Origin of the sequence: Bacteroides sp. OM05-10AA, from assembly GCF_003439055.1 — a bacterium.
In the GTDB taxonomy this organism is placed as follows: domain Bacteria; phylum Bacteroidota; class Bacteroidia; order Bacteroidales; family Bacteroidaceae; genus Bacteroides; species Bacteroides intestinigallinarum.
This window is the reverse complement of record NZ_QSUR01000004.1, coordinates 26,309-38,288: the sequence shown is the minus strand read 5'-3', so window position 1 is coordinate 38,288 and position 11,980 is coordinate 26,309. Positions and strand designations below refer to the sequence as shown.

At 40.7% G+C, this 11,980-nt stretch carries 9 protein-coding genes; 8 read left to right on the top strand and 1 reads right to left on the bottom strand.

Annotated features, from left to right (window positions below; genetic code table 11):
* Nucleotides 1-12: 12 nt before the first annotated feature.
* The 5 genes from DXB58_RS04260 (at nt 13) to DXB58_RS04240 (ending at nt 4,539) form a co-directional block, all read left to right on the top strand.
* Nucleotides 13-741, top strand: coding sequence for a DUF3823 domain-containing protein (locus tag DXB58_RS04260; RefSeq protein ID WP_122136002.1), 729 nt, complete (start codon nt 13-15; stop codon nt 739-741).
* A 26-nt stretch (nt 742-767) separates the two neighbouring features.
* The gene (locus tag DXB58_RS04255) at nt 768-1,601 is read left to right on the top strand and encodes an endonuclease/exonuclease/phosphatase family protein (protein WP_117932572.1); all 834 of its coding nucleotides are present in this window, start codon (nt 768-770) and stop codon (nt 1,599-1,601) included.
* Nucleotides 1,602-1,618: 17 nt separating this feature from the next.
* Nucleotides 1,619-2,998, top strand: coding sequence for an SMP-30/gluconolactonase/LRE family protein (locus DXB58_RS04250; RefSeq protein ID WP_117932574.1), 1,380 nt, complete (start codon nt 1,619-1,621; stop codon nt 2,996-2,998).
* Between the two features lie 61 nt (nt 2,999-3,059).
* Entirely contained in the window at nt 3,060-3,854 is a 795-nt protein-coding gene (locus tag DXB58_RS04245; protein WP_117932576.1) for an endonuclease/exonuclease/phosphatase family protein, read from the top strand.
* A gap of 199 nt (nt 3,855-4,053) precedes the next feature.
* Nucleotides 4,054-4,539, top strand: a complete 486-nt coding sequence (locus DXB58_RS04240; protein ID WP_009001246.1) for an HU family DNA-binding protein — start codon at nt 4,054-4,056, stop codon at nt 4,537-4,539.
* An 84-nt stretch (nt 4,540-4,623) separates the two neighbouring features.
* Here the strand turns inward: DXB58_RS04240 and DXB58_RS04235 are convergent, their stop codons facing one another.
* Nucleotides 4,624-5,343: a FadR/GntR family transcriptional regulator gene (locus DXB58_RS04235; protein WP_009001245.1), complete on the bottom strand. Its 720-nt coding sequence runs from the start codon at nt 5,341-5,343 to the stop codon at nt 4,624-4,626.
* A gap of 240 nt (nt 5,344-5,583) precedes the next feature.
* Between DXB58_RS04235 and DXB58_RS04230 the strand changes: the two genes are divergently transcribed.
* The 3 genes from DXB58_RS04230 to DXB58_RS04220 are packed head-to-tail and all read left to right on the top strand — an operon-like array spanning nt 5,584 to nt 11,977.
* On the top strand, nt 5,584-8,739 hold the full coding sequence (locus tag DXB58_RS04230; protein WP_122136001.1) for a TonB-dependent receptor: 3,156 nt from the start codon (nt 5,584-5,586) through the stop codon (nt 8,737-8,739).
* A gap of 13 nt (nt 8,740-8,752) precedes the next feature.
* Nucleotides 8,753-10,270 (top strand): RagB/SusD family nutrient uptake outer membrane protein, encoded by a 1,518-nt coding sequence (locus DXB58_RS04225; RefSeq protein WP_117932580.1) that lies wholly within the window; start codon nt 8,753-8,755, stop codon nt 10,268-10,270.
* Nucleotides 10,271-10,291: 21 nt separating this feature from the next.
* Complete coding sequence (locus DXB58_RS04220; protein ID WP_074556649.1) at nt 10,292-11,977, top strand: IPT/TIG domain-containing protein; 1,686 nt, start codon at nt 10,292-10,294, stop codon at nt 11,975-11,977.
* The last annotated feature ends 3 nt before the right edge of the window (nt 11,978-11,980 follow it).

Below are 11,980 nucleotides of genomic sequence, written 5' to 3'. Positions count from 1 at the left end.
AGAAAAACCGATATGAATAAAATAATAAATATAGGATTGACTGCATTATTCGCCTGTTTCATGGTAGCATGCGAAAATGACATCGACAATTATGATGCGCCGAATGGCGGTGTGCATGGCACCATTTATGACAAGGAAACGAATGAGCCGATTCCCATGCCTGTGCCGGGAAGTAGTGGGGTGATGATGAGTTTGTATGAGCAGAACACCGGAGCTACTGCTTCGGTCGATTTCCGGGCCCGGCAGGATGGGACATTTGAGCATACCAAAGTATTTAATGGTAATTACCGCATTCAGGCAAAGGACGGCCCTTTTGTTGGAGTGTGTGAGGGATATGTCACCGTGAACGGACAAACGCAGGTTGACTTATATACCATTCCATTTTCGCGTATTAGTCTTGATGTTACTGTATCCGCAGATAATAAACTGACACTTACCTACGATGCAAAGACATCGAACGAAACATTGCAACTGACAGATGTTTCCGTTATCTGGAATTATGCTCCGGGAGTAGACGTGAACAATGCTAATCATGCTACTCTTTCTTCATTGGGAACAAAGGCCAGTGGTACGCATGTCATTGACTTGATGAGTGATACCGAATTTATTGAGAATCACTATAAGATTGTTTCCAATAATAATCGGGTATACGTGCGTGTTGCGGCTACGGTAACAGCGGAAAGCAAACCGTATGTGAACTATAGCCGGGTGGTGGAAGTAACTGTGAATGATATCAGATAAGGTAAACGATAAAAAAGAATGTAACAATGAAACATAAATTCTATTTATTACTGGTACTGTTGATAAACGGTTTGTTTATCGGCTGCAGTTCGGATGATGATGGTGTAACTCCTCCTGACGATAAGGATGGAGTACTGGTAAAAGTCATGTCCTACAATATATACAGCGGGCAGAAAGTTTATTCCGGAAAGAAAGGAATGGAGGCTATTGCTCAAGTGATTAAAAAGGTAAATCCGGATCTGGCCGGTTTACAGGAGTTTGAAACGAAAACCAATAAGGTCGAGAAAGCGGATATTATTGCTTTGATGAAAGAGGTGACGGGAATGCAATATGCTTTCTTCGTTAAAACCCGTGATGTGGATGGTGGAGAATACGGTAATCTGATTCTCTCAAAATATCCGATAAGCGACGAGGTGAATTATGATTTACCGAGAATAGAGACCGTGGAAGATGTTTACCCACGCTCTATGGGAGTTGTGAAAACAGAAAAAGAGGGGAAGAACTTCTATTTTGGAGTAACTCATTTGTCTCATGTCGGTAATGAAACCAACCGTATCAATCAGACCTCAACTATTCTGGAAAAAACGAAGGGGATGGATGCCCCGATGATATTGACCGGCGACTTTAATGCGTTGGCTGATTCGGGTCCGATGAAGATATTGTATGAGCGTTTTGATATTGGTTGCCTGAACGGGAACTATGGATTGACGACCGGAACTCCCGTTCCGGTAAAGGCTATTGACTTCGTGTTGTATACCCCGGATAAAGGAATGGCTCCGAAGGCTTATGATGTGTATTATGATGCTTATGTAGAATCAGACCATTTTCCGGTAGTAGCTACATTCAGTATAAACGATTAATCTAAAAAGATAGAAACATGAAAACATTGATTCATCATTTGAAACGATTTTCTATATATACACTATTGCTTGGAGCAGTAGGTTTTGCTGGTTGCGAAGATGAGAATCGGCAGGATATGACGCCTGAAATCGGAGAAGGTGAAGTTACTCCTAAGATTACGATGTATACTCCGACGGCAGGTGGAAAGTCTACTAGCCTGACTTTATATGGTACTCATTTTGGTACGGACTTGGATAATATCCGAGTGACGGTCAACGGAGTAGATGCAGAGGTGACAGGTGCTTTGGGGAATATTATTACTGCCAATGTGCAGAGAGGTTCTGGCTCCGGTCCGGTGAAAATATATATCGGTCAGGGGGAAAATATTCAGGAACTGACTTATAAAACAGAATTTGAATATTCTCAGTCTCCTATTGTAAGCTCGTATATCGGCAGCTATGTTCCTGCTGCCAAAACAGAGAAAAAAGAGGGTTCCTTGATGGAAGCAGTCCTTTGGAAACCAGGTTCTATAGCCTTTGATAAGGAAGGCACTTTGTATATTGTGGAAGACGATGACCGTGATATTCGTATTGCAAAAGATAATCAAGTAGCTACTTTTCTTCGTGGGGACGTAACGGGTGGAGTTGCATTTAGAATGATGAATATCGCTTTCTCACTGGATGGCAACACTTTGTTCTTGTCTAATGATGCGAATGGTTCCGGAAGCGCACATATCGCCACTATGTCATGGAGTAATGATGCGCATCAGTATGATACTGGAAGTCTTGCTGCAATATGGTCGATAACTTCGTCTTTAGGTAACGGTGTTACCAATGTAGGCGTACATCCTGTTACGGGAGAAGTTTTTTCCGTAGCTCATGGAAATGCCATGATTTACAAATATGATCCGGAGCAGAATACGATGGTGACTACCGGACAACAACTTCCCGATGCGGACGGAAAGAATGCATCGAAAGTGAAGATCCGTTGTATCCTTTTCGATAAGGCAGGAACTACAGTGTATATGAGTTCACAGGAGAAGGATGTGATTTATAAAGGGGATTATGATATGGTGACCGGATTATTTTCTAATCTTCATATTTGGATTGGACAGTATGATAAAACAGGCTTTGTAGAAGGGCAAGGAAACGATGCCAGACTCCAAGAACCTTGTCAGATGGATTTGGATGAAGAAGGCAATATTTATGTAGCAGTCCGTAAAAAGCATCGTATCGCGAAAATTACACCTGATGGAGTAGTGACAAGTTATACAGGTACAGGTACTTCCGGTACTACGGATGGGCCATTGGATAAGGCACAGTTCAATCATCCGGAAGGAGTGCAATTCGGGCCCGACGGTGCATTGTATGTTTCAGATTATTGGAATCATAAGATTCGCAAGATAGAAAAGGATTAATAGGGTATTAGGTAAAAAAGATTGTTTTGAAGGATAACATTCACTCACTAATTGACGATATATGAATTTCAGAATATGCATTTCGTTATTTCTGGTATGCTGTCTGTTGTCCCCTGTGATGGCGCAGAGAGACAAAAATAAGCAGAAAGAAGTTACAGTAAAAGCGATGACTTACAATACTTACAGTGGGCGCAAACAAGGTATTGATAAAATAGCCGAGGTTATAAAACAGGAAGATCCGGACATTGTTTCACTTCAGGAAATAGAAAGAAATACAGAGATTAATCCCTGGAATACTCCTGAAAGATTATCGGTACTGACAGGCATGAAGTATTATTATTTTGCCCATGCACTTGATATTCCTACCGGAGGAGACTATGGAAATGTAATTCTTTCCAAGTTTCCGATTTCGGAAGAGAAAAGCTTTAAATTGAGTGTATTGAAGGAAAACGACTACGTTCGTTCGTTTGGTTATGTAAAAGTGATGAAAGAGGGCAAAGAATTTTATTTTGCTACGACACATCTGGACCATAAGTACGAAGATGCTGCCCGTCTGAAACAGATTGATGAGATTCTTGCTTGTATGGAACAACTGGACAAACCAATCATCCTCGGTGGGGATTTGAACTCCCGTCGTGGTTCTGTTACCATGACTGCTTTTCAGAAGTATTTCACAGTAAACTGTTTGAGCGACGCTGCTCCGTGGACAGTGCCCGTTCCAAGTCCGACTTATACCTGCGACTGGCTGATTTATGCTCCGAATGAAGCCTTTACAGTAAAGGCGTACAATGTTTGTTATTGGGCAGATAAAGAATCGGATCATTATCCGGTAGTGGCTACTTATCTTATCAAATAAGATTAACCTTCCAGTTGAGGTTGTTTCCAATGGAAAGAAGATCGTGCTGGTGGTTTACACGAATATTTGTCTAAAAGGACTATTTTAGATTAACGAGTAGTTAAGCACCATTAAAGCACTTCGACGGTTTTTTCCTGCTGTATCTTTGCATCGTGATCACAAAACAACATTTTTATGAAATAATTTAAAACTTAAAATTATGGGATTACGGTATGCAGTAAAAGAAAGGGTCTTTAATTTCGATGAAACCAAAACTAAGAAGTATGTTGCTGCTCCGGTGAGTGACGGAGTGATTGATTTTTCGAAATTGTGTAAAAATGTATCATTGATTTGTAGCACTCATTGTGGTCAGGTTAAATTAGTCTTAGATGGTCTGCTTGATTCATTGGAAGGATATATGGATGAGGGAAAAACGGTGAAGTTAGGTGAGTTCGGTACACTTCGTCCTACTTTTAACGCTAAAAGTGGTATAGAAGCTAAGGATGTCGATAGTAGCAATATCATAGTGAGAGAAATAGTTTTTACTCCGGGAACCCAGTTAAAAACGATGTTGAATAAGATGAGTATCTCAAAATATGTACCATTGGATGTTGTGGCAACAAGTGGCAGTAATAGTGGCTCTGATCCTGGCAATGGCGAAAATCCGGGCGGCAATCAAGGGGAAGCTCCCGATCCGGCAGCTTAATTGAAAGAGTGGCTGTTATAATATTAAATAATAGAGGAGAACAAATGTCTTCCTCTATTATTTTTTATTGCTTTCTTTTGCTTTTTAGATATGCCCGTATTCGAATTCAGGGATCTCTCCTTTAGCTGATAATTTGGCAAAATCAATCAGGTTGGACAAGTGGCGAAGTACCAGTTCTTTCATCCCGTCCTTGTCTTTATCTTTTATCTTTTGCAACATTTCTCTATGTTCTGCATGAACTGTTTTTTGTGGAACAGCGCAGACTTTATATTTTTGATAATATTTTAATATATCAGGAGTAATGATAAGCAAGAGTGAACTAATTACCGGGTTGTGTCCACCTTGTGCAATTGCTTGATGAAACGCAAAATCTTTCTCAACACGAAGCTCTGTATCAAACTTTTCCTCCAATTCGATAAGTGTTTTTTCAATATTCTCCAAATCCTCTTTTGTCCGGTTTGATGCACACAGTTTGCAGACCTCGATCTCTAACAGAACGCGTACATATACCAAACTGGAAAAGTCATATTTGCTTATCTTTAAAGCATCGGTAATCATGGTATCCAATTGATCTTTGGAGAACTCGGAAACCACTGTTCCACTTTGAGGATATGTTTTTACAATACCATACAACTCCATCTTTTGCAAAGCTTCACGAACATGGGAACGGCTAACCTTCAGCAGTTCCGATAATTTCCGTTCAGACGGTAGACGTTCACCAGGCAGAATTTGACGTTCTGCGATTTGTTTTTTTATGTGCTCGATGACAAGTTTAACTGGTTGCGAATTTACTTCGTCCTTCATAAGATATAAAAATTTTAAAAGGTTTTCTTTCTTAATTCGGGTGTAAAAGTACGAATATTATCTTTCAAAGTAAAGCTTTATAGCAAAAATATTCTTTTCCCTTTTTATAAAGAGGTACGCATAAAGTGCTGTTTATTAGATGTTTATTTAGTATTGTTAATAAATAATAATTGGTAGACCAAAATTTTGGTTTACCAATTTTAATCGTTACGTTTGTCACAGAAATTAAAACGCTAATCTATGAACAAACTTCTGCATTTTAAAAAAGTCGTATTGGTGCTCTTGTTGTTAGTTGGAGCATTGAACGTTTACTCCCAGCATGTAGTTACTGGTAAGGTGATAGATGAACAAGGTCCGTTAATCGGGGCTTCAGTGACAATTAAAGATGCTGCTGTTCCTACAGGTACTGTGACAGACGCTGAAGGTAAATACTCCATTAAAGTTCCTAACTCAAAGACCATTTTGGTTTATTCGTATATCGGTTACGTTGATAAGGCAGAGGCGGTAGGCAAACGCACCGTTGTCAATGTGACGTTGGAAGAAGATTCGAAGATGTTGGATGATGTGGTGGTAATCGGTTACGGTACACAGGCTAAGTCTCACTTAACGGGTTCGATTTCTAAATTGGAAGGTGAGAAACTGATTAATGCTCCTGTGAGTGATATGACTACTGCTTTGCAAGGTTCTATGAGCGGACTTACCGTTTCTAATGAAACGTCAGAAGTCGGTGTGACACCGTCTATCCGTGTCCGTGGAACAGGTTCCATCTCGGCTGAAAGTGAGCCGTTGGTGATTATTGATGGTTTTCCGGTAGCCGGTGGACTTTCATCTATCAATGCGGCAGATGTGAAGTCTATTGAAATATTGAAAGATGCGGCTTCTGCCGCTATTTATGGGTCACGTGCAGCAAATGGTGTTATCATGGTAACCACCAAAAGCGGCACTCCCGATAAACCGAAATATTCGTTCAAGTTCTATCAGGGATTTAAGTATGCTTATCAGTTGCACGATATGATGACTTCTTCCGAGTGGTTGAATCTGTTGACGCAGGAAGCAGAAATGGGAGGTCCGTCTGTACCAGCGGCAGCTCGTGGCGCTGCTTATCTGGAAAGTCAGATGGGGACTACCGACTGGCAGAAAGAGGGATTGCGCGATATGGCAGGTATTACCAATGTGCAGATGAGCGTTTCCGGTGGACGTAAAGAAACGAAGTACTTTATTTCGGCTGCCTATACCAAAGATGAGGGTGTGATGTTGCAGAACTCATTGGATAAATTGAATTTCCGTACGAAATTGGATGCCAAACTCTCGAATATTGTTAGTGTAGGGGTCAACTTATCCGGGACTTATACCAAAACAGAACGTCCGAAAAATAATTTTATAGATTTCTATCGTACTCCGTCTTTTCTTCCTGTTTATCATAATGATTGGAGTACTGAAATGACAGGGTATTCAGGTTTTGCAAGAGGTAGTCATTTCAATAATATCATGACTCCTACCGGTACACCGGATGCGGAGGGAAATCCGACGCTGGAGAAATCATCTCCTTTCTCGTCAGCCAATAATAATCCCCGTAGTGTGATGGCTAATACTTCTCGTTGGAGTGAGTCCATGCAGGGTTTGGCAAGTATGTATCTGACTATTGATCTTTGTAAAGGGTTGCAATTCAAGACGTCCAATGGTTTGAATGTCCGTTTTAGCCCGTCTTACTATTATGGTAATAAAGACGCGACAAAAGATAAAGAAGAGAGCAGAGCTACTTATTTTAGCACACTCTATGTGGATTTGTTGAGCGAGAATACATTGAATTATCACATTGATTTCGGAAGAAATAATGCTCATAGCATTGATGCTTTGTTGGGTTATACTGTGGAGTCCACTCGCAACCAGCGAGTAGCCATGACTGCAACAGGATTTGCTACTGATGATGTTCATACGCTGAATGCGGCAACTGTTTATTCATTGGCAAGTAAAGGGAATGGGAATACTGATGGTACGGGAACTTTCCGTTATCCGGATGTGGTATTAGAGTCTTATTTGGGACGTATCAATTACAGTTATTTGGGTCGTTATCTCTTGTCTACTTCTTTACGTCTGGACCGTTCTTCCTTGTTCTCGAAAGGAAATCGCAATGCCTGGTTCCCTTCTGTATCGTTGGGCTGGCGTGTGAATGAGGAGAAGTTTATGAAGAATATCGAAGTTATTTCTAATTTGAAACTCCGTGCTTCTTACGGTGTGACGGGAAATAACCGTATCAGTTATGATGCAGCTCTTGAAGTATTGAACAGTGCGAACTATGTGACAGGTACTGGTAATGGACAACTGGTTAATGGTTCGGCAAATATATCTTCTTCGCTTGCTAATCCTCACATTACATGGGAGAAGACAGATGAATTCAACTATGGTCTGGATCTGGGATTCTTCAAGAGCCGGATAAATCTCTCGATAGATGCTTATTACTCTGTGACTCGTGCTCTGTTGTTTGAGCAGCCTACACAGTCATTCACCGGATATAGTTATTATTGGAATAATATTGGAAAGGTACGTAATTCGGGTGTGGAAATACAGATCGATACGCACAATATCAAGAATCGTAAGTTTTCATGGGATACAAATATAAATTTCTCCTTGTCGCGCAATAAATTGCTGGAGCTGGGAGGTGAACAACAGGTTATCAATCAGGGGGAAAGAAGCGAGTGTTACATTGCTAAAGTTGGCTCACCGTTGATTCAATTTTATGGATATAAAACGAATGGTGTATGGAATAGCGTGGAGGAAATCAATGCGAATCCTCACTTCTCGAATGACGTACCGGGTGGATTGCGTATCGTAGATACCAACAATGACGGTTCGTTGACTCCTGAAGACCGTGTTCCTTTGGGTAATCCGTATCCGGATTTTACATGGGGAATCACGAACACATTCCAGATTAAGAATTTTGATATTTCGTTCCTGATTCAGGGAGTACAGGGAATTGACGTTTACAATGGTGACGTTTATTACAATGAGACAGTGAAATGGAACAAAGCTTACACCAAGGATCGTTGGGTAAGTGCAGAAAATCCGGGTAATGGAAAAGTGCCTTATCTGAAGTTGGGATATGATATCTGTTTGACTGATTATCCTTTGCAGGATGCTTCTTATGCATGTTTGAGAAACTTCACATTGGGATATACATTGCCAAGTACGGCTGCGCGTAAGTTGAAACTGTCGGGTGTACGTTTCTATGTGTCCGGTAGTAACTTGCTCTACATTTGGGGAAGCAGTTATAAGGGTATCAATCCGGAATCCCGCCTGACTTCTTCTCAATACTCAAGCTCTATGATTTCGGGATATCAGCGCGGTGGATTCCCATTGACCAGTACTATCTCCGCAGGTTTTGATATTAACTTTTAATGGAAAGTGAACGATGAAAAAGGTAAATTATATAGGATTACTGTTAGTAACGTTACTGTTTGCATCTTGTGATTTGGACAAGTATCCCTATTCGGAAGTTGCTGCGGATGAATATGTGAAAAATGCTTCTTCAGTGAATAATCTGGTACTTGGTTGCTATAATTCTCTTCATGACGTGATGTATTATGAATGGGCAATGACTGAATTACGTTCGGATAATGGACGTATGTATGCTACTGGTTCTTCCGCCAGCACTACGAAACTGGTTGAACAGCTTGACCAGGGAACTATCGTGGCAGAGCACCAATGGGTGGAAGAGTATTGGAATTCTTGTTATGCAACGATTGCCCGTGTCAATAATGCGATTTCATATCTTGATGTGGTAGAAGATGAAACTACCCGGAATCAATATGAGGGAGAGGTTTTGTTTCTCCGTTCTTTAGAATATTTTAATCTTGTTCGTTTATGGGGTCCTGTGTTTATAGTTACTTCCAAGGTTCCGTCAGATGTAGCCCGTGATATGCAGCGTTCTACGGTAGAAGAGGTTTATGCACTGATTGAGGGTGATCTGGAACGGATTCTTGATAATGGAATGTTGCCTGAACGAATGGCGGATGCAGATATGGGGCGTGCAGACAGAAATGCTGCTAAAGCATTGTTGGCAAAAGTGTATGCGACTCATTATAAATCGGGAGACGCCAAGTATGCCCGCGCCGCACAGTTATGCAAGGAGGTACTTGAAAGTGCTGCCGTAGGTAATCCGCAGACAGGTGCTGATCTGGTAGCATATAATAAGATATTCGACATCACAAATGAGATGAACAAGGAAATCATTTTTGCAGCCCGTTATCTTTCGGGTAATGTAGGACTCGGTTCTCCATTCGGTAATATGTTTGCTCCGGTCAATAATGGTGCAAATGTGATTATAGGAACTTCTTCCGGCTATAATACTCCAAGTGATAATATCATTACTGCCTATACAATGAGAGGCGCAACAGACAAACGCCTGGATGTAAATATTGCCCAGAAGTACTTTAACTCGACTACTCAAGAATGGGTGACTACGGGTAACTGCCGTTATTGCAAGAAGTACACAAATCCTGTGTCTACGCAGTATGATGGTGAGAGTGACTGGCCGATTATCCGTGTAGGCGATATCGCATTGTTGTACGCAGAACTGACGAATGAAATATCGGGTCCGTCTGCTGATAACTTGAAATATCTGAATATGATTTGCGAACGTGCCGGTGTTTCAACTTATACGTTGGCCGATCTTTCTAACCGTTACGACTTCAGAGAAGCCGTACGTAATGAACGAAGACTGGAACTTGCTTTTGAAAACCAGCGTTGGTTCGATATGCTCCGTTGGGGTACGGCTGCTCAAACAGTGAATAATTATTTCAAAAGTGAGACTTTCTATTCGGAATATACCTATGTCGTGAATGATATTGCTGATTGGCAGACATTCCTCCCGATTCCGGTAAGTGTAATCAACATCAATCCGGATATTGCACAGAATACGGGTTATTAATCTCTTAAAATGAATACGAATATGAAACAATATAGAAAATGGAGCCTTGCATCCTTATTTGCATGTGTTATCTTTTGGACCAGTTGTGATTCTATATCCATGAAAGACGTTGTGGTCAGTGCGCCACAAATCGTATCTTTCTCACCGGAGAGTGGAAGCATCGGAAGTGAAATCGTAGTTACCGGAGAGTATCTGGACGATGTGGTCAGTGCGACAATTGGAGGAGAAAAAGTCACGATACTTCAAAAAGTGTCCAATGAGCGTTTATCACTCAAAGTGACCGGTAATGCAAAGAGCGGAAAAATTGTATTAAGTAATTCAGTTGGCGAAGGAGTTTCAGAAGGCAATTTTACCATTGAATATCCGGCTCCCACTATTTCCTCAACGGGAATGCCTACCGAGGTAGAGATGGGTAATAAACTGTTGATTTCAGGTTCCCATATGAACGTAATCAGTGCTGTGCTTTTTACAGCTGAAGGACATACTACTGGAAACGAGGCTAGCATACTTTCGCAGAATGAGGATGAAATCTTAGTGAAGATTCCTTATGTAGAAAGTGATAAAGCTGCTATTACATTCAGATATTTCAATGGTACGTCACAGGTGGAAACTCCGATTGAATCTGCACCACAGATGACCGTGGCACGTTATGAACCGAATGTTACTACTTCTTCTTTTGAACCTGCAAACATAGGAGATATAGTCGTTCTGAATGGTACTTATTTGAATAAGATTGATAAAGTAATATTGGGAACCATTGAATGTAATATTGCTCTTCAAACAGAGAATGAACTGAAATTTGCCGTACCTTCGTCGGAAAACTATGTGGATGGAGATAATACGATGGCATTGAAGATTTCTTATTTTGACGGACGTGAGGTGCATACTCTGACAGATGCATTTGTAGTCAAAGTGCCTTTCGTTTATTTCTGGGAGAACAAGAAAGTATATGCACAAGGCCGTGACGTAGAAGAATTATCTTCATTCTTCTCTCCGGAAACAGGATTGGTGTATGCAAATGCGGATTGGAGAACAAAAGTAGATCCAATATCTTACCAATACAAGGCTGCAACTTGTTCTGCAAATAATAAACCGGCTGTCTCTGAAAGTGAATATAATTCTGTGAATCCTTATTTCTTCTTCTCGGGTGTTAATGCAGGAACATTGCAAATCAATAGCCCGGCGGGTTCTAATGGACAGTTGAAGAATTTTTATATGATAAATAATTCGGCAGATGAGAATAGGGTGCCAGGAATCAATGGAAACTGTTATGGTACTCCGGTATTGACTTTCTTATACTTAGACCCAACTAAGTCCGGTTATAAAGCATTGATAGATGAAGTGAAAAACGGTACGTTGGATAATATTGATGAAACTACCTTCCCGATAGATGTTGAAGCTAAAACTTGTCGTGGATTTAGCATTTCGAGCATGAAAACATCAATAAACACAGATGTATGGGCACCTGGTATTTTTGAAGTGGGAAAAGAGCAAAAAGTGAATGTAGGTGCCGTCTTGCTTATATTATATTATAATGTAAATGGTTCGACGTCTAATGTCGCTGATAACGTGAAACGTATTGGACTACTGCATATAAAGACGATTGACTTTAAAATGTACAATAACACCAATGCTCCTTCATCCAGTTCCATTGAATTTGATATGTACTGGCAGAAGAAAGACTACGATTACTCAAAAGTTCAATAACCA

Excerpts from the sequence above, each read along its gene's own strand:
- DXB58_RS04260 (WP_122136002.1), top strand. The coding sequence starts at position 13 with ATGAATAAAATAATAAATATAGGATTGACTGCATTATTCGCCTGTTTC.
- DXB58_RS04255 (WP_117932572.1), top strand. The coding sequence starts at position 768 with ATGAAACATAAATTCTATTTATTACTGGTACTGTTGATAAACGGTTTG.
- DXB58_RS04250 (WP_117932574.1), top strand. The coding sequence starts at position 1,619 with ATGAAAACATTGATTCATCATTTGAAACGATTTTCTATATATACACTA.
- DXB58_RS04245 (WP_117932576.1), top strand. The coding sequence starts at position 3,060 with ATGAATTTCAGAATATGCATTTCGTTATTTCTGGTATGCTGTCTGTTG.
- DXB58_RS04240 (WP_009001246.1), top strand. The coding sequence starts at position 4,054 with ATGGGATTACGGTATGCAGTAAAAGAAAGGGTCTTTAATTTCGATGAA.
- DXB58_RS04235 (WP_009001245.1), bottom strand. The coding sequence starts at position 5,343 with ATGAAGGACGAAGTAAATTCGCAACCAGTTAAACTTGTCATCGAGCAC.
- DXB58_RS04230 (WP_122136001.1), top strand. The coding sequence starts at position 5,584 with ATGAACAAACTTCTGCATTTTAAAAAAGTCGTATTGGTGCTCTTGTTG.
- DXB58_RS04225 (WP_117932580.1), top strand. The coding sequence starts at position 8,753 with ATGAAAAAGGTAAATTATATAGGATTACTGTTAGTAACGTTACTGTTT.
- DXB58_RS04220 (WP_074556649.1), top strand. The coding sequence starts at position 10,292 with ATGAAACAATATAGAAAATGGAGCCTTGCATCCTTATTTGCATGTGTT.